Below are 21,570 nucleotides of genomic sequence, written 5' to 3' on the forward strand. Positions count from 1 at the left end.
CTTGGATCATCCCAGCCTAGGCGACCCGTATCCGGATGGTGTTTGGTGGTGGGAGACAATCGAAGGAGTGTGCCGTGTCCGACGAGAACCTGCTCGACAAGCTGCCGACCGACCTGATCTTCCGGCTGCCGCCGTCCTTCGAGACGGTCGAGGAGGAGCGGCAGCACCGCAAGGAGCGGCTGACCGCGGCCCTGCGGATCTTCGGCAAGTTCGGCTTCGAGGAGGGCGTGGCCGGGCACATCACCGCGCGCGACCCCGAGCTCACCGACCACTTCTGGGTCAACCCGTTCGGCATGTCGTTCAAGCACATCAAGGTCAGCGACCTGATCCTGGTCAACCACGAGGGCAAGGTCGTCGAGGGCCGCTATCCGGTGAACGAGGCCGCGTTCGCGATCCACTCGCAGGTCCACCAGGCCCGCCCGGACGTGGTCGCCGCCGCCCACAGCCACTCCACGCACGGCCGCGCCATCGCCGCCCTCGGCCAGACGCTGGAGCCGATCACCCAGGACGTCTGCGCGTTCTACCAGGACCACGGCCTCTTCGACGACTACACCGGCGTCGTCACCGACCTTGAAGAGGGCAAGCGCATCGCCGCCGCCCTCGGCGACCACAAGGCCGTCATCCTGCGCAACCACGGCCTCCTCACCGTCGGCACCACGGTCGACGCCGCCGCCTGGTGGTTCGTGACCATGGAGCGTTCGTGCCAGGTCCAGCTTCTCGCCAAGGCCGCCGGCACCCCGGTGCCCATCGAGCCCGAGAACGCCGCCCTGACCCACCAGCAGATCGGCAACGACATCGCGGGCTGGGTCAACTACCAGCCGCTCTACGACCAGATCACCCGCGAGCAGCCAGACCTTTTCGAGTAGTCCCATCCCTCCTCCGGGAAAGGAAGGCCCGGCCACGGCACCCGCCGAGGCCGGGCCTTCCTCATCCACGCCGCGCAAACCCCGTACACGCGGCGCGAACCTCATGCACGTGGCGCGGACCTCATGCACGTGGCGCGGACCTCATGCACGTGGCGCGGACCTCATGCACGTGGCATGCACGCGGGGTGGAGCTCATCCAGGCGACGCGGGGGTGTCGGCGGCGGGGGTGAAGGGGGCGGCGGGGTCGTGGTGGGCTAGGAGGCGGCGTAGCTGATCTTCGAAGGCGCGGCGTTCGGGCTCGGTCAGGGGGGTGAGCAGGGCGCCGTCCGCCTGGGCGGCCTCCTGGGACAGCTGGTCCAGGCGCGTACGGCCCGCCGGGGTGAGGGCCACGACATGGCGGCGGCGGTCGGCGGGGTCACGCTCCCGTACGACCAGACCGGCGTCCTCCAGCACGCCGAGCACATCCACCAGGTCGCTGGGGTCGATCTTGAGGCGGGCGCCCAGCTCGCGCTGCGAGGTGTGCGCGGCGTCGTCGAGGGCCGTCAGCACGGCGAAATGCCAGTGCGCGAGGCCATGCCCAGCGAACACCCGGCCCATCTCGGCCCGGCCGATGCGGCCCAGGCGGGCCAGCACGAACGTGGTCACGTCCAGCAGGCGCGGTGGCAGCGGCCTCGGGGTTTCGTTCATGACGCTATCGTAGGTGCATACCAATCGTTGGTGATGACCCATGAATCGGAGAATCGCTATGGACGCCCTCTATCCGCGCCTTCTGGTGAACGACTTCGACGCCTGCGTCCGCTTCTATGAGGCCGCGTTCAAGGAGCTTCTCGGCATCGACCCCGTCAAGGTCGTTCCGGAGGCCTCGTACGCCAACTGGGACCTGGGCGGCGAGGCGGCGCTGTCCCTCTTCAGCCGCAAGGCGATCGCCGATGTCGTCGGCACCGGCGTTCTTCCCGATGCCCCCGGGCAGGACCGGGCCATGCTGGCCCTTCGCGTGGAGAACGTGGATGCGGCCGCCGAACGTTTGGTGAGCCTGGGCGCCACTCAGGTAGCCGCCCCCCAGGACCGTCCCACGTGGGGCCCGAACCTCCGCACCGCCCACCTGCGCGACCCCGACGGCAACCTGCTCGAACTCCAGTCCTACTGATGGAGAGTGCAGCGCGATCCGGGCCGCGGGGGCGTGGGCCCGGATCGCGCTGGACGGTGTGAGCCCGTCCATTTGAGAGAACCACAGCGGGCTGATGGGGGGCTTGTAGCTCACGCTCAGAATCCGCCTGATGCCTGTTGGGTGACCGACAATTCGGTTGGATCAGGCCTTGTTAGGGCCTGGAAGCCCCTGAACGTCGATGAAACGCTCTTGGCATGGCCTACGACATCGAACAGCCGTACGGACCCCTCATCGAGACCACCGTGCGGGTGGCCACCTGGAACGTGTGGGGCAGGTTCGGCCCGTGGCGCGAGCGCGAGCCGGCCATTCTGGCGGAGCTGAAGGCCGCCTCGCCTGATCTGCTGGTGGTGACCGAGGCGTGGGAGAACGACGAGGACTCGCAGGCCGACCGGCTGGGCGAGGTGCTCGGACTCCCCCACAGCACCTTCTCCGGGGTGCCGGACGCGGATTCGACCGACGGCTCGATGGACGGACTCGCCATCCTGTCGCGCTGGCCGCTGACGCAGACGGGCGAGCAGCGTCTCGGGGACCAGGACGGCTGGGATTCGGGCCGGGCGATCTTCGCCAGGGCGGACGGGCCGCGCGGGCCGATCCAGGTGTTCGGTGTCGGGCTGGGCTGGAAGATGGGGCACAGCGCGCAGCGGCAGGGCCAGGTGCGCGATCTGGGGGCGTACGTGCGGAAGATCGGCGACACCTCGGCGCCCGTGATCGTGTGCGGCGACTTCAACGCCCCGCCCGACAGCGATGAGATCCGCATGCTCACCGGCCGTACGGCCGTGGCCGCCCCCGGGCTGGTCTTCTACGACGCGTGGGAGGTCGCGGGCGACGGAACGCCCGGCTATACGTTCGCCACCGGCAATCCCTGGGCCCGGCCGGTGCTCTGGCCCGACCGCAGGATCGACTACGTCTTCTCGGCCTGGCCGCGGGCGGGCGGCGCGGGCCATCCGGTGCACTGCGGGCTGCTGGGCACCCGGGAGGTCGGCGGGATCGTCCCGTCCGATCATTACGGGGTCGTCGCCGACCTGCGCTACTGAGCCGAGGGCACCATGCCGACCCGCGTCGCTGAGCCGGGAGCGCACCATGCCGACCTGCCTTACTGAGCCGGGAGCACCATCTCGACGACCTGGCCGTCGGCGGACGAACGCAGCGCGGCCTCGATGATCTCCAGGCCGAGGATGGCGTCGTTCAGCGGTACGGGGGGCGGTGCCTCCCCACGGACCGTGCGCGCGACGCCCGCGTAAAAGTCCTGGTAGGCGCCGAGCTCGGTCTGCTGGATCCGCTCGTCGCCGGGCGTTCCGAGCCGCCCGTAGTACTCGGGATCGGTCGCGCCCCAGCCCGGGTCGAGCGGGGTCTTGCCGGCGCGCAGCGCGTCCTCCTGCCCGTCCAGCCCGTCGACGACGTAGGCGGCACGCTCGCCGAGCACCCGGAAACGCGGGGCGAGCTCGGAGGCGACCGCGCTCATCCACAGGTGCGAGCGGACCCCGTGCGCGTGGGCGAGGGCCACGAAGACGTCGTCGGCCGACTGGGCGTCCGCGCGGCGCACGTCGATCTCCGCGTACACCTGCGTCGGGCGGCCGAACAGGTGGATCGCCTGGTCGATGAGGTGCGGGCCCAGGTCGTAGAGGATCCCGCCCGCGTCGCGCGGATCGGTGCTCTCCTTCCAGCTGTCCTTGACCTGCGGGCGCCACCGCTCGAAGCGCGACTCGAAGCGGGTCACGCCGCCCAGCACCTCCCGGCCGATCAGGTCGCGTACCGTGCGGAAGTCGCCGTCCCAGCGCCGGTTGTGGAACGGGATGACGGGCAGCCCGCGCACCGCGCTGAGCGCCGCGAGGGAGCGGGCGTCGGCCGCCGAGGCGGCCACCGGCTTGTCCACCACGACGGGAAGGCCCGAGGTCAGCGCCTCGCGGGCCAGCGGGACGTGCTGCCGGTTGGGCGCGGTGACCACGACCAGGTCGTACGCGCTGGCGTTGCCCCAGAGCCGGTCGGCGCTGTCGAGCACCTCGGCCTCGGGATAGCGCTCCTGCACGGCCGCCTGGCGGCCAGGGTTGGAGGTGACCACAGCGGCCAGGTGCAGGCCGTTCACCGAGGAGATCAGCGGCGCGTGGAACACCGAGCCCCCGGTGCCGTACCCGATCAGTGCGACGCGCAGATCCATGCTCTGATCATCGCTGATGCCGTTCCCCGCCGCACAAGCGGGTCCCGCCCGGCCGCCGCCCCTGCGCGCACGGCCTCCCCGCGGGCGAAGCGCCGCTCGGCGTGGGCGGGCTCGGTGTGGACGGGCTCCGGGTGGGCGCCGCGGTGGGCCGAATCGTTGTTCACGCAGGGTGATCGGGGTGGGACCAGGCGGGATGGTACGGGTCGGGGCTCCGCGATCGGGCCGGTCCGACGTAGGCTTTGGGCGGAAACGCCGAGAGCTGTGCCATGTCCGTGCCGAGCCGGTGTCTTTTCTCAGGGGAGCCTGCCGTTGTCCAAGCCCGTGCTGCTGACCGTCGACGACGATCCGGGCGTGTCCCGGGCCGTGGCGCGGGATCTGCGCCGCCGGTACGCCGAGTCCTACCGGATCGTGCGCGCCGAGTCGGGCCCGCAGGCCCTGGAATCGCTGCGTGAGCTGCGGTTGCGGGGCGACGACACCGCGCTGATGCTGGCCGACCACCGGATGCCCGAGATGACCGGGGTGGAGTTCCTGGAGCAGGCGATGGACCTGTTCCCGTACGCCCGGCGGGTGCTGCTCACCGCCTACGCCGACACCGATGCCGCCATAAGAGCCATCAACGTCGTCGATCTCGACCACTACATGCTGAAGCCCTGGAACCCGCCGGACGAGAAGTTCTACCCGGTGATCGACACGCAGCTGGACGCGTGGCGGCGCACCGACCGTACTCCGCCCGGGGAGCTGCGCGTGGTCGGGCACCGCTGGTCGGCCCGTTCCTACCAGGTACGCGACTTCCTGGCGCGCAACCAGGTCCCCTACACCTGGCTGCTGGACACCTCGCCGGAGGCCGCCGAGCTGCTCAAGGCGGCGGGCGACCCGGAGCTGCCGCTGGTCGTCACCTCCGACGGTACGACCCTGGTGGCGCCGACGGACGCCCAGCTGGCCGCCGCGGTCGGGCTTTCCACGGCTCCTGAGGCCGACTTCTACGACCTGATCGTGGTCGGTGGAGGCCCCGCCGGGCTGGGCGCGGCGGTCTACGGGGCGTCCGAGGGTCTGAAGACCGTCCTGATCGAACGGCATGCGTCCGGCGGCCAGGCGGGCCAGAGCTCGCGGATCGAGAACTACCTCGGCTTCCCCGATGGCGTCTCCGGCGCCCAGCTGGCCGACCGCGCCCGCCGCCAGGCCGAGCGCTTCGGCGCCGAGCTGATCACCACGGGCAAGGTCGTCGGGCTGGAGGCGCGCGGCCAGGCCCGCGTGATCAAGCAGGCGGACGGCACCGAGATCGCCGCGCACGCCGTCATCCTCGCCACCGGGGTCTCGTACCGGCGGCTGGAGGCGACCGGCGTGGAGAACCTCACCGGCATCGGCGTCTTCTACGGCGCCGCGATGGCCGAGACGCCCAACTGCGCCGACGCCGAGGTCTACGTCGTCGGCGGCGCCAACTCCGCCGGGCAGGCCGCCGTCAACCTGGCGAAGGTCGCCAAGAAGGTGCACATCCTCGTACGGGCCGACGGCCTGGAGCGGTCGATGTCGCACTACCTGATCCAGCAGATCGCCGGGATCTCCAACATCGAGGTGCACACCGGCACCGTGATCACCGCGGGCGAGGGCACCGGCCACCTGGAGCGCCTCACCTTGTCCGGGCCGGAGGGCGAGCGCATCGTCGACACCCAGTGGCTGTTCGTCTTCATCGGCGCCGAGCCGCGCACCGAATGGCTGGAGGGCGTGGTCGAACGCGACGCCCGCGGCTACCTGGTGACCGGGCCCGACCTGGTCGCCGACGGTGAACGGCCCGCCGACTGGCCCGTTCACCGCCAGCCCTACCACCTGGAGACCAGCCTGCCGGGGGTCTTCGCCGCCGGCGACGTCCGGGCCGACTCGATGAAGCGGGTCGCCTCGGCGGTCGGCGACGGCGCCATGGCCGTCGCCCTCGTTCACCGCTACCTGGAGCAGTCATGACGACGGTGTCACCCGAGGAACTGCAGAAGCTGTTCCTCTTCGAGGCCCTCGACGACGAGCAGCTCACCTGGCTGTCCAAGGTCGGCTCGGCGCGCGAGTACGCCGCCGACGACATGGTCTGCATGCAGGGCGAGCCCGCCGAGTTCCTGTACGTGCTGCTGGACGGCGAGATCTCGCTGACCCAGGTCGTGCACGGCAACCAGGTCGAGATGCACCGCGCGGACACGCCGGGCGTCTATGGCGGCGCGGTGATGGCCTACCTCGACAGCCGGATCGAGCAGCGGTACGCCCACTCCCTGCGCGCGACGCGGCCGAGCCGGATGTTCGCGCTGCCCGCGCGCAAGTTCGCCAAGGTCGTACGGGACTGGTTCCCGATGGCGACGCACCTGCTCGAGGGCATCTTCTACGGGATGAACAACGCCCGCCGCATCATCGACCAGCGCGAGCGCCTCACCGCCCTCGGCACGATCACCGCGGGCCTCACCCACGAGCTCAACAACCCGGCCGCCGCCGCTTCCCGGGCCAGCGCCGAGCTCGGCGACCACCTGGTCTCGGCCCAGAAGCGCCTGGCCGAGCTCGCCTCCGCCGGGGTCGACTGCGAACGCCTGGGCAAGCTCGTCTCGCTCCGCCAGCACCTGCGCGAGCCCCTCGTGAACCGTACGCCGCGTTCCCCCATGGAGATCAGCGACGCCGAGGACGAGCTGGGCGACTGGCTCGAGGACCACGACGTCGAGGACGGCTGGGACCTGGCGCCCGGCCTGGTCGCCGCGGGCCTGGGCGTCCCCGAGGCCGAGGAGGTCGCCGAGGTCACCGGCCCCGAGCAGCTCCCCGCCGCGATGCGCTGGCTGGGCGAGGTCATGGAGGTCGCCCAGCTCCAGGCGGAGATCTCCGACGCCACCGGCCGCATCACCACCCTGCTCGACTCGGCCCGCCAGTACTCCCAGCTCGACCGCGCCCCGTACCAGCGCGTCGACCTGCGCCAGCTCCTGGACAGCACGCTGACCATGCTCAAGCGCAAGATCGGCGAGAACGTCGAGGTGGTCACCGACTACGGCGAGCTGCCCGAGGTCCCGGTCTACGCCGCCGAGCTCAACCAGGTGTGGACCAACCTGATCGTGAACGCCCTCTACGCGATGCGCGGCAAGGGAACGCTCACCATCCGCACCGAACGCGAGAACGACCACGCCCTGGTCGAGATCGCCGACACCGGCGGGGGCATCCCCGAGGACGACCTGCAGCGGATCTTCACCCCGTTCTTCACCACCAAGCCCGTCGGCGAGGGCACCGGCCTCGGCCTGGACATCTCCTGGCGCATCGTCGTGGACCGCCACCACGGCGACATCCGCGTGGAGTCCCAGCCCGGCGACACCCGCTTCCAGGTCCTCCTGCCCCTCACCGAGCCGCCGGCCGAGGACTGACAGGTCAGCCCCTCCCTGTCGCCAGGTCGTACCCCGGCCCGGAGGCCCGGTAGACGTCGCCCCTGCCCCACTCCAGCACCTGGAACCGCACCTCGATCGCGTGCTCCCGGCTCCCTGTGAGGTCGGCCATCATCGCCTCCGACAGGTCGATGATGGCCGGAATCTCATGCTGCGCGATCGCCCAGTCCGCAGGCCCGAAGTCCTGCACCACACCCACCACCGACCGCCCCCGGTAGGAGATCTGCACCCGCGTACCCAGGGGCCAGTAGGGGCTGGCGACCGTCGCGTAGGACATCCGGGCGCCCCTGGCCGTCGCCGGATCCCAGAATGACGTAGCCGTCGCCACCCCTCCGGGCAAAGTGGACCGTTCCCGCGTAACCCCAAGAAAGGCCCCGCGGCTCCTCCTCGTCGCCACCCCGAACGCCGCCAGCGGGCTGAGCGCATCCGTAGTAGGCCGAGGCCGAGCCTTCCGCACGGTCTCCAGCGGCTGCGCGTAATACGAAACCGCCGCACCCCCCAGCACCACACTGGTGAACGGCCCCACGATCAAAGCCGCCCGCTTCCTCCCAGCCCGAGGCCGAGGCCCACAAGCCGCCGCGACAACCCCGACCTCAGCATTCAGCCCCTTCCCCTTCCGAGCCGGCAAAGAAAGCCGCCGCCCCCGCCGCCCACCCGCCTCCCCCGCAGCCGCCAAGTCAGAAGCAGCGGCCACCTCGCCCGAGGACTCCGCAACCACCCCACCCAAAACACCCGCCTCTGGCGCGGCCACCCCACGCTCAGGCGCCACCTCACCCACGGACGCCACCTCACCTGCGTCCGCCGTCTCACGCTCCCGCGCCGTTCCCGACGCAGCGCCTGCTTCCAGCCCGCGCCTGCGCACGATCTCGCGCAAAGCGGCCGCCTCAAGCGCCGCCGCCGCACGCACGGGCGCCGCCTCACGCCCGACCCCAGCGTCCTCGCTCGAGTGCCCGCCCATCCCTGGCTTGTGCAGGCCGTTCTTAGAGGCGGACGTCTTCACCCGGCTGGCCGCGATGATGATCGAGTCGAAAGCGCCGACTGCGGGCTCCGTCTCTGGAACGAGCGTCGCCCCACGCGCGGAGTCCCTCTCACCAGCGGACCCCTCGCCCGCTGGCCCCGCCTCGGGTGCGGCAGCCATCTCATGCATGAGGGGTGCCCGGGGTACGGTGACCTCCTCGCCTGTCGGCAGCGTTCCCGCTGGGGAGGCCGCCTCGCCACGGATGCCCGCCTCACGTACGAGCGCCACCTCCCCCTCGGAGGCCGCCGCACCCCTGGACGCCGTCTCAGGATCAGCGGCCGCCTCACTCGTGAGAGGCGGCCGACGCCCGGGGGCCGCCTCGCCTTCCGGCAGCGTCTCCACTGCGGGCACCACTTGACGTGGGGTGGCCGCCACGCTCTCTGAGCCAGCATCCCGTACGCGCGTCTCGTGCGCGGCAGCCATCTCACATGTGGAGGTCGCCCGAGGCGCGGGGACTGCCCCACCTGCCGGCAGCGTCCCCGATGCGGTACCCGCCTCCCCCGACGTGATCACCTCACGCGGAGTGGCCACGCCACGCCCGGAGTCCTCCTCGCGTACGAGCGCAGCCCCACACGCGGAGGCCGCCGCGCCCACAGACGGCGCCTCGCGCGTAGAGGCCTTCTCGTTCATGGGCGCCGTCGCAGACTCAACAGCCGCTTCACGTGTGCGAGGCGTCTGACGCGCGTGAGCTGCCCCACCTATCGGCAGCGTCCCCGCCACGGAAGCCATCTCACGCGGCGTGACCGCCTCACGCCCGGAGTCCTCCTCGCGTACGAGCGCAGCCTCACGCGCGGAGGCCGCCGCGCCCACAGACGGCGCCTCGCCCTCTAGCGCCGTCCCCGACTCAGCGGCTACATCAAGCCCGCGCGCCGCTTCGCGGACGGCCATCAGCCCAAGTGCTGATACGGGGACCTCAGCGCCTGCGGGCTCAGAGGGCGTCTCGTGCGCGGACTGCGCCTCGCCTGCTGGCCCTGGCTCGGCCGCATCCTGCGCGGGCGGCGTCTTGTCAGCTTGTGGCCTTGATGTGGGCGCCAGCTCACTCGGGGTGACCGTCTGGTGGCCTGGGCTCGCCTCGCGTGCGTGCGAGGAGGTCGGCTCAGGCGCCGGCGCCGTTTCGGGAGCGCACGCTGCCTCGATCAGGCGGGCTGCTTCGCGGGTGCGGGTGGGGTTGGGATGGGTCAGGGGGCCGGCGAGGGTGGAGATGTCTTGGGCGGTTACGCCGGGGTGGGGGCTTGGGGCCTTGGGGAGCTCGAAGTCGCGGAGGATGGCTTGGACGTGGTGTTCTACCGCGCGTTCGGGGAGGTCCAGGACGGCGGCGAGGTGGTGGTTGAGGCGGCCTCGGACGATGAGGCCCAGGACCTGTTGCTCACGGGCTGTGAGCTCGGCGCCGTTGTGGCGGAGGACGCGGCGGCCGGTGGGGCCGGGGCCCGGGTCGTCCCATGGGGCGGGTGGATCGTCGTCGCGGACGATCAGGCGAGTGAGCCGGACCAGCTGGTCGGCCGCATCGCGTGCAGGCGTCATCACCGCGCAGTTCACCACCCTAATCACCGGGTACTCCCCAGCATCCGGTGATTTCGTCGTCCACCCCCGGCCGCTTACCCAGATTTTACGGAGGGTAATCAACGGCCAACGGCGTGGAGTCTAGGGTCTGCGTTCGGTCAAGGGCAGGCGTTCACAAGACAAAGGAGGTCACCGGCAACGAGCTACGGAGGCGTCAGAGGACCGACACGTGGACGTGATCGAAGTGGTTGGCGGTGATGCTGCCGCGGTCCTCCATCGGCTTCCACGCGCCGCTGCCGCGCATGTCGTAAATGCGCTGGCGCCAGATCACGTACTTGATGCCCAGGCGGGACGCGTTGGAGATCACGTACTGCGCCACCGAGTCGCCGTGGGCCTTGGCTCCGGCGCTGGGCATCTTGCCGCCGCTGCTCTCCATGAAGTCGCAGGCGGTGCCTGTGCCGTGGTCCTGCGGGTCGCCCGGCCTGCTGCAGCCGATCGCGGGGAACGGGCCGAACTTGCCGTCGATCTCCAGGAGCACCTTGCGCATCCGGGCCGTCATCGAGTTGCCGATGATCGGGGATTTGGTGCCGTGGACGCCGTCGGGCTTGCCGCCGTTCGGGACCTCGGGCTTGTACTTGGCCAGGAGCTTCTTGACGCGCGCCCGCTGGCTCTCAAGGTCGTCGATCTCGCGGCGGACGTCGGACAGCTTGGCGTCGGCTGCCTGCTGTGAACGTGTCGCTTCCTGGGACAACTTGTCCAGATTCTGGATGCGGCGGCCGCTGTTGCGGGCCAGGGCCTCGACCGTGCTCATATCGCGGATCGCCCTGCTCGGGTCACCGTCGCCGGTGACCGGCATCATGTCGAGGCTGCCGCGCATGTACGAGGAGGCCGCGAGCCGGCTGACGTCGGCGCGGGCGGCGTTGAACTCGCGGGTCAGGCGGTCGGCGTCCTTCTCGGCCTTCTCCGCCGCGCCCTTGGCCTGGTCAAGGGAGACCAGCTCGCCGCGGTACTCCTTGCTGAGCGCGTCGGCGCGCTTCTTCAGCTTGGCGTACTCCTGCTTGGTGTCCTTGGGCTCCATCGGGGCACCGGCCGCCGCGCCGGTCGACTCCGGCAGCAACGCCGACACCGTCAGGACCACGGCTATGGCCGCACAGCGCCGCCGCACGGAACGCCGCTTCCGGCCGAGGGGGTCGAGGGCCGCCACTGATCTCTCTCCTCGGAATGATGCAGAAGATTGGCGGCACGCTACCACAATCGACCATTTAGCCTCGCAGGCATCTAAAACCACATAGAGTCACCCGCGCGCTACCGAAGAGGACTCCACAGATTTACGGGAGGATCGGACCGTTCCCGGCCCGATCCCCCGTCAGAGGCCGACCAGCTCCTCCCAGCGCGGGATCCGCAGCTCCAGCTTGAGCTTCATCCCCGCCTCGTCCGGCGTCTTGCTTCCCTTGCGGTTGTTGCACTTGCCACAGCACAGGACGGTGTTCTCCCAGGTGTCACCTCCACCACGCGACTGCGGGAAGACGTGGTCTATCGTGTGACCGCGCCTGCCGCAGTAGCCGCACAGGCCCTTGTCGCGCAGGTAGATTCCACGCTTGCTCCACGGCGGCCGCCTGCCGTGCCTCCACCGCATGGCGACGTACCTGACCAGCCTCAGCACCCGCGGCACGGGAAAGTGGCCGATGTTCCGGCCCTCCTCCGCCTCCTCGACGACGGCCACTCCGCGCACCAGCATGCGGATGGCGTGCCGCAGGTCCACCTTCTGTAACGGCTCGTACGAAGCGTTCAGGACGAGCACGTTCATAGGTCACCTCCCTGCCGTGCTGTGTCCGCTCCCCCGCCAGGATTCGAACCTGGATATCCGCATTAACAGTGCGGCATTCTGCCCTTGAACTACGGAGGAATGACCAGCTAATTCCTGACGCCGGTTTTCCGGCGCCATCATTAGAGTGCCGACCCCGCCAGGGCCCGGCAACGGATTTTCGGTCCGGGCAGGGGACAAGGGGGGAGCCTCGGAAACCCCTGCCCGGTGACCGATTCGGCCTTACTCAGGTGGTGCCGTCACGAGCTTCGGCATCACCTCCCCGGCCTCGTCGCTCCACCAGCGCGGGTCACCCCGCGCCGGAAGCACCTCGAACGTGATCCCGCGTTCCGACCGTTCACCGGACCGGACCAGCCGCACCGCGAGCACGCCCGCCCCCACCGGCGCCGCGCCCCAGAACCGCAGCAGGTCATCGCAATCCAGCTCCCATTCCGAAGGCACATCCCGCACGACACGCCCCCAGCCCGATCCACCCCCAGTGAACGAACCAAACCCCCTTCCCGTGCCGCCGACCTGCCCCTCCGCCATTCCCCCACCCGGCTCACGCTCCCGCCGGTCCCCCGCGGGCGTCTCGTCCAATGCCCGCAGCCAGGCTCGCTGCGAGGGAGTAGGACGCCCACCGGGCACGGCCCCACCAGACTCAGGCCGTGGCCCGCCTGTCACAGGCCCGCCGGATCCACTGCCCGCACCTGCGTCACGACCGCGTTCGGTGTCCTCACCTTCTGGCTGCCCCGGGCCGATGAGCGGCCCGTAGTCGCCGAGCTCGTTCGAGCGTTCATCAGGTGGACGAGCCGGTCCGGTCGGATCAGATGCAGCACCGCTGTCCGCTAGCTGTGCGACGTCCTCACTGGGCGCGGTGTTACCGGACGCGACGCGCAGCCCGGGGCGCTCGGGTGCGTACGGACGCCGTTCAGATGGGGTGGGTGGCACCGGCGCGCGTGACCCGATCGACGGCGGGCGCCCAGGCGCGTCCGGGCGCGCGGGGGTGGGGGTGCCGGGCTCGGCTGCGCCGGCTTCGGGGCCGGGCACATCATCGGCGGGATGCCCCGGAACCACACGCGGTCTGAGCGTGGCGGGCTTGTCCGAACGTTCATCAGGTGGAACGGGCGGGCCGGTCGGGTCAGAAGCGGCACCGCCCTCTGTCGTCTGCGCGGCGTCCTCGCTGGGGGCTGTGTAGCTGGACGCGACGCGGAGCCTGGGGCGCTCGGATATGTCCGTGCGCCCTTCGGATATGTCCGGGCGCCCTTCGGATGTGTCCGGGCGCCCTTCGGATGTGTCCGGACGCCGCTCGGATGTGTCCGGACGCCGCTCGGATGTGTCCGGACGCCGCTTGGACGTGTCCGGACGCCGTTCAGGGGTGGTGGGCGGCGCGGGCGGGCGTGATCCGCCTGTGGAGCGATGAACGGGCAAGTTCGGGGGTGCGACTCGCTCACCGCCTGCGTCGCGGTTGGGCGCATTGGTGGCCGGCTGGTCCGGGGCGAGGCGCGGTGTTGTGGGCGCGGGTGGGTCGCCTGGGGGCAGATGGCCGGGTGGGGCTGGGGGTTTGTGGTCTTGGAGGGTTGGGGCCGGCAGGGGTGCTAGGGGTTCTATGTGGTCGGTGTAGAGGCGGTAGGCGACGGCTCTTAGGAGGTTGGCCGCTGTGAGCATGTGGTCGTGGGGGACGGCTCGGGTGGTGAGTTCGGGGAGGCCGAAGCGGTGGAGGCCGGCGGTACCCACGATGACGCGGTCGGTGGTTTGGGGGTCAAGGGAGACGAAGACGCCTATCCAGTCGTCGCCCAGGCGGAAGTGGGGTGGTTCGGGGGCGGCGGAGAGGATCTGGTCTGAGGCCAGGTCTACTAGGTGGCCGGTTAGGGCGGTGGTGAGGGTGCGGGCTATTAGGCGGGTGGCTTGGGATTGGTAGGGGTGGGGGGTTGTTGTAGAGGTGACCACCAAGTGGCGGGTGGCGGACAGGACGTGGTGGAGGTCTTCTGCGGCGCCGCCTAGGCGGTTGAGGTGGGCGGTCCAGCCGGTGGGGACGGGCCAGCTTCCGTGGACGCTCAGGCGAGGTGTTTCCAGGAGTTCGCGGGCTGCATGGCCTAATGCGGTGACTGGAAGGGCGTCGCGGATATGGCGGGTGTCGGGGGTGTGAGTTTCGTTGGTGGCGACCAGAAAACGGGTGGTGACGAATTCGGGGATGGCTAGCAGCATGACGACCCTTTCTGCCGGGCCCCTTTGTGAGGCCTCATGCAGACAAGGGTCGTCGGGTGGGCGGGGTCAACGCATCAGAATCAGGTTCTGTGGATAACTTCTTGTGATGGGTTGATTCCGTTGAGTATGACGGCGAGGTCGTCGGGGATCGGCATGACCGTGTTGATGCCGACTCCCGTTCGGCCGGTGTTGCCTCGGGGCGCGCGACCCATCAGGGAGCCTGGGCCGCCGACCAGGAGGCGGATGACCTGGCCGAACGCCTCTGTGCGATCGCGGCATCGGACCGCGAGGACCAGCATGTGCCAGTGGGCGCGGGTGTGCGGCCAGGCCCAGGACTGGGACAGGATGTGGGCGCGTTCCAGGGCACGCCACATCGCTTCCGGGTCGGTGGAGGTGCGGGCCTTGCGGAGTTCGTCCTCGAAGGCTGTGCGGACTTGGGGCGGCATCTGGGACATGGCTCCAGCGTGATGTGCCGGGGCTCTAGGGGCTTGAACGAACCTGCTCGAACTTCGACGGTGAGATGCCGAACATCCGCTTGCAGATGCGACTGAAGTGCGCGCCGTCTGCGAAGCCGGCGCCGTGGGCGGCATCGGTGACGGAGGCTCCCTCGGTGAGCAGGTCGGCGGCCCTGTGCAGGCGGAGCCATTGAACGTAGGGGCGGACCGGCAGGCCGACCTCGTCGCGGAACAGGTGCGCCAGGCGGCTTTCGGACAGGCCTACGGCCTGAGCCAGGTCGGGGAGGCGGATGGGGCCGTCCAGGCGGTCGGGGAGACTGCGGAGCGTGCTGGCAACGGCCGGATGGCTCACCTCTAGCTCGCGGCTTGGTGGGAGCAAGGAGAGGAAGTCCTCGGGGCTGCCCAGGGCGGCTCCGGCTTGGGCCCAGGACCGTACGGAATGGGATGAGCGGGAGGAGAGTTCGCGGCCCTGCGTTGATTCGGAGTCCACATGCACCATCAGGGCGTTCTCCACGCCTTGGACCACCTCGTGCGGGACGTCGGGTGGGATGACCACGGCGCGGCAGGCGAGCCGGGCTTCGGAGTCGGCCAGAACGAACTCGCCTTGCCGGGCGAAGAAGACCTGGACGGAATGGTGCGCGTGCCGGGCGGCGGTGCCTGCCGTTCCGGCGTAGACGAGGAGGCCCGGGCGCACCGTCATGGCGCCGCTCCAGATGCTCACACGCGCCAGGCTACGCCCTACGGGAGAACGGACGCGGACGCCTGGTATTCGCGGGTCTCGCGCTGGCGGCGGTAGCCCAGCTCCTCGTTGACGGCGAGCATGTGGACGTTGTCGCCCGCGTTGTCGGTCTCGATCTCGCGGACCTCGGGGCGTTCGCGGGACAGCCAGTCGAGCATGGCGGCCTTGACCCAGATGCCCAGGCGGCGGCCGCGGTGCTCGGGGACGACGGCGGTGTCGTACTGGGCGGCGCGGTAGGGGTCGTCGGCGGAGACGACGACCTCGGTGAAGCCCGCGACGGTGGTGCCCTGGACGGCGGCCACGGTGTAGAGGGCGTCGCCGCGCTTGTTGACCATCTCGGCCATCTCGCGCACGCGGTCGGCGTCCCACGGGACTCCCTCGTAGGCCTGCATGTCGGCCATCGCGTGCTTGGCGCGTGCCAGCGCGAGCGCGTACTCGTCCGGTACGGCGCCCTGCCAGTGGACCAGGTCGTAGCCGACCGGGCCCGCGGCGATGAGCTCCTTGACGCGGCCCGGCGGAACGTCGGACAGATGCAGGAGGAGGCCCTTGAGAGTGAGGACGCACTCGAAGCCGTGCGACTCCAGGAACGGGACGGCGGGCGTCGCGGCGGACACCTGGGCGATCACGCTGGAACGGCGGTCGGCGCGCAGGCCCTCGGCGGCGTGATGGAGAAGGGCAGAGCCGAGGCCGTGGCGGCGGCGGTCGGGGCGGACCTGGATGTCGATCTCGGCGGGGCGGTCCGCGCCGGGCGCGCCGGGCAGGCGGAGCGCGGCGACGGCGGTCATCTCGCCGTCCTCCAGCGCCGCCCACAGGCGCTGCCGCGAACCCTGCTCGGCGCCCAGCAGCCGGGCCGCGGTCTGTTCGGGCTCGGGCACGGGGTCGTCGGCGGGGTCGTCCGCGTGCACGGCGAGCAGCACGGAGTGCCACTGCCGGATCTGTGCGTCCGTGGGATCATCGACCGCGATGACGTCCATCAGACTGTTGTAGCGGATTCTGAGCCGCCATGACCCTCACCCGGCTTAACCCATGTCCAGGAGTGCGTTTCAAGATTGCCGGGTGAACGCCGCCAGGATGCGTTCCGCGGCCAGCGCGGGGGTGAGCTTCCCCTCCGCGACCTGCGATTCAAGGTCGGGAGCGAGTTCTCGTACGGCCGGATGCTCGCGCAGTTCGGTCAGTAGACGATCTCGGACCATCGCCCACGTCCAGCCGACCTGCTGGCGGCGGCGGCGCTCCTCCAGTTCGCCGGAAGCCTTCAGCTCCTCCTGATGGTCCACCAGTTGCTGCCAGACCTTGTCCAGGCCGGTGTTCTCCTTGGCGCTGCAGGTGAGAACGGGGATCGCGCGGGTTCGTTCATCACTGCGCAGGAGCCGGAGCGCCCCGGCGAGCTCTCGCGCGGCCTTCTTGGCGTCCATCGCGTGAGGGCCGTCTGCCTTGTTGACGGCGATGACGTCCGCCAGCTCCAGAACGCCCTTCTTGATGCCCTGCAACTGGTCGCCCGTGCGGGCCAAAGTCAGGAAGAGGAACGAGTCGACCATCTCGGCAACGGTCGTCTCTGACTGCCCCACGCCGACCGTCTCCACGAGAACGACGTCGTAGCCCGCCGCCTCCATGACGACCATCGCCTCGCGGGTCGCCTTGGCGACGCCACCGAGAGTCCCTGCCGTGGGAGAGGGGCGGATGAACGCGTTGGGATCGGTGGCGAGCCGCCCCATCCGGGTCTTGTCGCCCAGGATGCTGCCGCCCGTGCGCGTCGAGGACGGGTCGACGGCGAGCACCGCCACCTTGTGCCCGGCGGCGGTCAGGTCGGTGCCGAGGGCGTCGATGAACGTGGACTTGCCCACGCCCGGCACGCCCGTGATCCCGACCCGCAGCGCCCCGCCCGTGAACGGGGTGAGCTCGACCAGCAGCCGCTGCGCCAGCTCCCGGTGGTCGGCCCGGGTGGACTCCACGAGCGTGATCGAACGGGCGATCCACGCCCTGGAGCTCTCCCGTACGCCGGTGACGTAGTCCTCGAGGCCCGGCTTCACTCGGCGTCCTCCAAACCGGACTTCCCGCGGGCGCCCTCCGCGCCTGGCCTCACGGCCTCCTCTGTGCCCGGCCTCACGAGGCGTCCTCCAAGCACGGCCTCACGCGGCCTGGTGTCCCAGTTTGGCCGACAGTTCCTCCAGCAGGTCGAGCGCGGCGTCGGCGAGGACGGTGCCGGGCGGGAAGATCGCCGAGGCGCCCGCGGCGCGCAGCTCGTCGAAGTCCTGCGGCGGGATGACGCCGCCGACGACGATCATGATGTCCTCGCGGCCCAGCTCGGCCAGCTCGGCGCGCAGCGCCGGGACGAGGGTGAGGTGCCCGGCGGCGAGGGAGTTGACGCCGACGATGTGCACGTCCGCCTCGACCGCCTGCCGCGCGACCTCGCCCGGGGTCTGGAACAGCGGGCCCACGTCCACGTCGAAGCCGAGGTCGGCGAAGCCGGTGGCGATCACCTTCTGGCCGCGGTCGTGGCCGTCCTGGCCCATCTTGGCGACCAGGATGCGCGGCCGGCGGCCCTCGGCGTCCTCGAACGCGGCGGTCGCCGCCCGCGCCTTCTCGATGGCGCTCACCTTCCCTGCCTCCTCGCGGTACACGCCGGAGATCGTACGGATCTGCGCGGCGTGCCGCCCGTACACACGCTCCAGCGCGTCGGAGATCTCGCCGACGGTCGCCTTGGCGCGGGCGGCGCCGATGGCCAGGTGGAGCAGGTTGTGCTCCAGGTCGGCGGGCCGGGTGCCGTTCTCGGCGGCCTCGGCGGCGTTGGACAGTGCGGCGAGCGCGGCCTGCGTCTCGGTCTCCGAACGTTCCTCGCGCAGCCGCCGCAGCTTGTCGATCTGCTGGGCCCGTACGGAGGCGTTGTCGACCTTGAGGACCTCGATGCTCTCCTCGACGTCGGGCCGGTACTTGTTGACGCCGATGACCGGCTGCCGCCCCGAGTCGATGCGCGCCTGTGTACGCGCCGCGGCCTCCTCGATGCGCAGCTTGGGAAGTCCCTCGTCGATGGCCTTGGCCATGCCTCCGGCGGCCTCGACCTCCTCGATGTGGCCCCAGGCCCTGCGCGCCAGGTCGTAGGTCAGCCGTTCAACGTAAGCGCTGCCGCCCCAGGGGTCGATCGTGCGCGTCGTGCCCGACTCCTGCTGGAGCAGCAGCTGGGTGTTGCGCGCGATGCGAGCCGAGAAGTCGGTAGGCAGGGCGAGTGCCTCGTCCAGGGCGTTGGTGTGCAGCGACTGGGTGTGGCCCTGGGTGGCGGCCATCGCCTCGATGCACGTACGGGCGACGTTGTTGAAGACGTCCTGCGCGGTCAGCGACCAGCCGGAGGTCTGCGAGTGCGTCCGCAGGCTGAGCGACTTGGCGTTCTTGGGGTCGAACTGCTTCACCAGCTTGGCCCACAGCAGCCGCGCGGCCCGCAGCTTGGCGACCTCCATGAAGAAGTTCATCCCGATCGCCCAGAAGAACGACAGCCGCGGCGCGAACGAGTCGATCTCCAGCCCGGCCTCGCGGCCCGCCCGGATGTACTCGACGCCGTCGGCCAGCGTGTAGGCCAGCTCCAGGTCGGCCGTGGCCCCGGCCTCCTGGATGTGGTAGCCGGAGATCGAGATCGAGTTGTACTTCGGCATCCGCTGCGAGGTGTACGCGAAGATGTCGGAGATGATCCGCATCGACGGCGACGGCGGGTAGATGTAGGTGTTGCGGACCATGAACTCCTTGAGGATGTCGTTCTGGATGGTCCCCGCGAGGGCCTCCGGCGCCACCCCCTGCTCCCCGGCCGCCGCGATGTAGAGCGCCAGCACGGGCAGCACCGCGCCGTTCATGGTCATCGACACGCTCATCTTGTCCAGCGGGATGCCGTCGAAGAGCTGCCGCATGTCGTAGATCGAGTCGATCGCGACGCCCGCCATGCCGACGTCGCCCGCGACGCGCGGGTGGTCGGAGTCGTAGCCGCGGTGGGTGGCCAGGTCGAACGCGACGGACAGGCCCTTCTGCCCGGCCGCCAGGTTGCGGCGGTAGAACGCGTTGGACTCCTCGGCCGTCGAGAACCCCGCGTACTGGCGGATCGTCCACGGCTGGGTGGCGTACATCGCCGGGTAGGGCCCGCGCAGGTAGGGGGCGATGCCGGGCAGGGTGTCCAGGAAGTCCAGCCCGGTCAGGTCCTCGGCGGTGTAGAGCGGCTTGACGCCGATGCCCTCCGGGGTGTCCCAGGTCTGGGTGTCGACGTCCTTGCCGGTCGCCTCGGCGACGGCCGCGCGCCAGCGCTTGGCGGCCTCGTCGGAGGAGCCCGGCGCGCCGAGCTCGATCTCGGTGAAATCGGGGATCATCGGTTCACTCCCAGATCGTCGAGGGTGGTCTCGAGCACGTCGACCGCGTCGCAGCCGGCGAACACATTGGCGTCCACCCCGTCATAGGACCCCGTACCCGCGAGCAACACCCTTATGGCTCCCGCGTCCTTCAGCGCCCGCGCGGTGGCCGCCGCCTCGTCGGCGTACACCCGGTCGCTGGAGCAGACGCACGCCACGGCGGCGCCGCTGCCCGCGAAGTCTTCAATGCTCCCGCTGACGGTCTCGATGCCGCCCGCCTGGAACAGGTTGGCGGCGAACGTCGCCCGCGCGGTGTGCACCGCGATCGGCCCCAGCGTCGCCAGGAAGACCTTCGGACGGTCACCCGAGGCGTCCGCGTGCGCGTCGGAACGGTCGCGCAGCGCCTCGAAGTCCTGCCCGTACCGTACGACCGGCAGCCCGCCGCCGGGCCGCTCGGGCGCCGGTGCGCGCTCGGGCAGCGTCTCGGTCAGGTTGGGGAACTCGCTGACGCCCGTGAGCGGGGCCTTGCGCCGGGCGAGGTCCTTGCGGCGCCGTGCCCAGGTGGCGGCGAGCCGGTCCGCGACCAGGCCCGAGTCCAGCGCGGCGGCCAGTCCCCCGGCCTTCTCGATCTCGGTGAACCACGTCCAGGCGGCTTGCGCGAGGTCCTCGGTGAGCCGCTCCACGTACCAGGAGCCGCCCGCCGGGTCGATCACCCGCGACAGGCTCGACTCCTCCAGCAGCAGCGTCTGGGTGTTGCGCGCGATGCGGCGCGCGAAGTCGTCGGGCAGGCCGAGCCGGCTGTCGAACGGCAGCACGGTCACCGCGTCGGCGCCGCCGACGCCCGCCGCGAACGTGGCCACGGTCGTGCGGAGCATGTTCACCCACGGGTCGCGGCGGGTCATCATCGCCGCCGAGGTCACCGCGTGGATGCGCGCGGCCGTTCCCTCCCCGGCGCCGCTGACCTCGGCGACCCGCTGCCACAGGCGCCGCGCGGCGCGCAGCTTGGCGATCGACAGGAACTGGTCGGCGTTCACCGCCAGCCGGAACTCCAGCTGCCCGAACGCCTCGTCGACGGTCAGCCCGGCGTCGGTCAGTGCCCTGAGATAGGCGACCCCGCCCGCGACGGCCGCGCCCAGTTCCTCGGCGTCGCTGCCGCCCGCTTCGTGGTAGACGGTCGCGTCCACGGTGATGGCACGCAGCTTGGGGAATTCCCGTACGCACCTGACGGCGGCCTCTGCCGCGCCGCCCAATTCGGCACCGGCACCCGTCCGGGCCTTCAGTCCCAGGGGGTCGATGCCCAGGCTCCCGGACGCCTCGGAGGCGTTCCCACGTTCGTTCACCAGTGCGAGAAAGGCCTCGGCGGCCTCAGCCGCGTCCGCACCCGCGTCCAGAACCACCGGCGCCAGGTCGAGGAGCACGCCGCGCAGGGCCTCCCCCAGCCCGCCAACGGGCAGGCCGCCCTCCCCCAGCGTCAGCCATACCGAGGTGGTGCCGCTCTCCAGGTCGGCGAGGATCGCCTCCCGCGTCACCGCAGGGTCCGGGTGAACGTGGCGCTGGCGTACGTCCCAGCCCGCCAGGCTGTCAGGCTCGGGGCTCACCTCGCGCACGTAGGGGGCGAGCCCGGGACGGCCGGGCGCCGAGTCGTCCTTGGTATAGAGCGCGGCGATCGGCACGCCGTCGTACGACTCGCGGGTCAGCAGTCCCTCGATCTCATCGAGGGGCGTCTCGTCCGTCGCTGCGCCGGACTTGCGCAGGACGCCCTTCACCATCTCCCGCCACCGGTCACGTTCGGCCGGGGGGAAGGCGGCGGCCAGTTCGAGTTCTTCGGGCGGCACCGTCATGCCAGGGATGGTAAGCGAGCGTGTACATGCCATTCCGCAGCGGGTCCCCCTGATTTGCCCCCCATGGCGGATCCACACCCCGTGTTGGGCTCCTCTTGGGGTCTC

The 21,570-nt window shown here is 70.7% G+C and carries 19 protein-coding genes and 1 tRNA gene; 7 read left to right on the forward strand and 13 right to left on the reverse strand.

Annotated features, from left to right (window positions below; all coding sequences use genetic code 11):
- Positions 1-74: 74 nt before the first annotated feature.
- Positions 75-866, forward strand: coding sequence for a class II aldolase/adducin family protein (locus tag J4573_RS39965; RefSeq protein WP_307797283.1), 792 nt, complete (start codon positions 75-77; stop codon positions 864-866).
- Positions 867-1,058: 192 nt separating this feature from the next.
- Here the strand turns inward: J4573_RS39965 and J4573_RS39970 are convergent, their stop codons facing one another.
- Complete coding sequence (locus J4573_RS39970) at positions 1,059-1,553, reverse strand: MarR family winged helix-turn-helix transcriptional regulator (RefSeq protein ID WP_208261355.1); 495 nt, start codon at positions 1,551-1,553, stop codon at positions 1,059-1,061.
- A 58-nt stretch (positions 1,554-1,611) separates the two neighbouring features.
- Here J4573_RS39970 and J4573_RS39975 point away from each other — a divergent pair, with 58 nt between their 5' ends.
- Together J4573_RS39975 and J4573_RS39980 are read left to right on the forward strand one after the other, a co-directional pair.
- Entirely contained in the window at positions 1,612-2,013 is a 402-nt protein-coding gene (locus tag J4573_RS39975) for a VOC family protein (protein ID WP_208261356.1), read from the forward strand.
- Positions 2,014-2,228: 215 nt separating this feature from the next.
- The gene (locus J4573_RS39980; protein WP_208261357.1) at positions 2,229-3,068 is read left to right on the forward strand and encodes an endonuclease/exonuclease/phosphatase family protein; all 840 of its coding nucleotides are present in this window, start codon (positions 2,229-2,231) and stop codon (positions 3,066-3,068) included.
- Positions 3,069-3,127: 59 nt separating this feature from the next.
- On the opposite strand, the gene J4573_RS39985 is transcribed toward J4573_RS39980, so the two are convergent.
- A complete protein-coding gene (locus J4573_RS39985) occupies positions 3,128-4,189 on the reverse strand; it encodes a Gfo/Idh/MocA family oxidoreductase (RefSeq protein ID WP_208261358.1) in 1,062 nt (353 codons plus the stop codon).
- Positions 4,190-4,498: 309 nt separating this feature from the next.
- Between J4573_RS39985 and J4573_RS39990 the strand changes: the two genes are divergently transcribed.
- Positions 4,499-6,145 (forward strand): NAD(P)/FAD-dependent oxidoreductase, encoded by a 1,647-nt coding sequence (locus J4573_RS39990; protein ID WP_208261359.1) that lies wholly within the window; start codon positions 4,499-4,501, stop codon positions 6,143-6,145.
- Positions 6,142-7,563 carry an ATP-binding protein gene (locus J4573_RS39995; RefSeq protein ID WP_208261360.1) on the forward strand — a complete coding sequence of 474 codons (1,422 nt, stop codon included), beginning with the start codon at positions 6,142-6,144 and terminating at the stop codon, positions 7,561-7,563. Before J4573_RS39990 ends, J4573_RS39995 begins: the two co-directional genes overlap by 4 nt.
- A gap of 4 nt (positions 7,564-7,567) precedes the next feature.
- Here the strand turns inward: J4573_RS39995 and J4573_RS56805 are convergent, their stop codons facing one another.
- Entirely contained in the window at positions 7,568-9,955 is a 2,388-nt protein-coding gene (locus J4573_RS56805; RefSeq protein WP_372442989.1) for a hypothetical protein, read from the reverse strand.
- On the opposite strand from J4573_RS56805, the gene J4573_RS54635 reads away from it, so the two are divergent.
- The gene (locus tag J4573_RS54635) at positions 9,869-10,171 is read left to right on the forward strand and encodes a hypothetical protein (RefSeq protein WP_243774341.1); all 303 of its coding nucleotides are present in this window, start codon (positions 9,869-9,871) and stop codon (positions 10,169-10,171) included. The two genes, J4573_RS56805 and J4573_RS54635, sit on opposite strands and share 87 nt — an antisense overlap.
- Before the next feature lie 142 nt (positions 10,172-10,313).
- Here J4573_RS54635 and J4573_RS40005 read toward each other — a convergent pair whose 3' ends face one another.
- The 4 genes from J4573_RS40005 to J4573_RS40020 all read right to left on the reverse strand — a co-directional run bounded on the left by J4573_RS40005 (position 10,314) and on the right by J4573_RS40020 (position 12,374).
- Positions 10,314-11,303 carry a coiled-coil domain-containing protein gene (locus J4573_RS40005; RefSeq protein ID WP_307797284.1) on the reverse strand — a complete coding sequence of 330 codons (990 nt, stop codon included), beginning with the start codon at positions 11,301-11,303 and terminating at the stop codon, positions 10,314-10,316.
- A 162-nt stretch (positions 11,304-11,465) separates the two neighbouring features.
- The gene (locus J4573_RS40010) at positions 11,466-11,906 is read right to left on the reverse strand and encodes an HNH endonuclease (protein ID WP_208261362.1); all 441 of its coding nucleotides are present in this window, start codon (positions 11,904-11,906) and stop codon (positions 11,466-11,468) included.
- A gap of 28 nt (positions 11,907-11,934) precedes the next feature.
- Positions 11,935-12,005, reverse strand: a tRNA-Asn gene (locus J4573_RS40015).
- Positions 12,006-12,146: 141 nt separating this feature from the next.
- Complete coding sequence (locus J4573_RS40020; RefSeq protein WP_208261363.1) at positions 12,147-12,374, reverse strand: hypothetical protein; 228 nt, start codon at positions 12,372-12,374, stop codon at positions 12,147-12,149.
- 1,203 nt (positions 12,375-13,577) lie between these two features.
- Here J4573_RS40020 and J4573_RS40025 point away from each other — a divergent pair.
- On the forward strand, positions 13,578-13,748 hold the full coding sequence (locus J4573_RS40025; RefSeq protein WP_208261364.1) for a hypothetical protein: 171 nt from the start codon (positions 13,578-13,580) through the stop codon (positions 13,746-13,748).
- 443 nt (positions 13,749-14,191) lie between these two features.
- Here the strand turns inward: J4573_RS40025 and J4573_RS40030 are convergent, their stop codons facing one another.
- The 6 genes from J4573_RS40030 to J4573_RS40055 form a co-directional block, all read right to left on the reverse strand.
- The gene (locus J4573_RS40030; protein WP_208261365.1) at positions 14,192-14,566 is read right to left on the reverse strand and encodes a DUF3703 domain-containing protein; all 375 of its coding nucleotides are present in this window, start codon (positions 14,564-14,566) and stop codon (positions 14,192-14,194) included.
- Positions 14,567-14,591: 25 nt separating this feature from the next.
- Entirely contained in the window at positions 14,592-15,287 is a 696-nt protein-coding gene (locus tag J4573_RS40035; protein ID WP_208261366.1) for a helix-turn-helix transcriptional regulator, read from the reverse strand.
- 17 nt (positions 15,288-15,304) lie between these two features.
- Positions 15,305-16,279, reverse strand: a complete 975-nt coding sequence (locus J4573_RS40040) for a GNAT family N-acetyltransferase (protein WP_208261367.1) — start codon at positions 16,277-16,279, stop codon at positions 15,305-15,307.
- A 69-nt stretch (positions 16,280-16,348) separates the two neighbouring features.
- The gene (gene meaB, locus J4573_RS40045) at positions 16,349-17,332 is read right to left on the reverse strand and encodes a methylmalonyl Co-A mutase-associated GTPase MeaB (RefSeq protein ID WP_208261368.1); all 984 of its coding nucleotides are present in this window, start codon (positions 17,330-17,332) and stop codon (positions 16,349-16,351) included.
- A gap of 99 nt (positions 17,333-17,431) precedes the next feature.
- On the reverse strand, positions 17,432-19,645 hold the full coding sequence (gene scpA, locus J4573_RS40050) for a methylmalonyl-CoA mutase (RefSeq protein WP_208261369.1): 2,214 nt from the start codon (positions 19,643-19,645) through the stop codon (positions 17,432-17,434).
- Entirely contained in the window at positions 19,642-21,465 is a 1,824-nt protein-coding gene (locus J4573_RS40055; RefSeq protein WP_208261370.1) for a methylmalonyl-CoA mutase subunit beta, read from the reverse strand. Before J4573_RS40055 ends, scpA begins: the two co-directional genes overlap by 4 nt.
- Between the last annotated feature and the right edge of the window lie 105 nt (positions 21,466-21,570).

The sequence above is a fragment of the Actinomadura barringtoniae genome, from assembly GCF_017573505.1.
Taxonomy (GTDB): domain Bacteria; phylum Actinomycetota; class Actinomycetes; order Streptosporangiales; family Streptosporangiaceae; genus Spirillospora; species Spirillospora barringtoniae.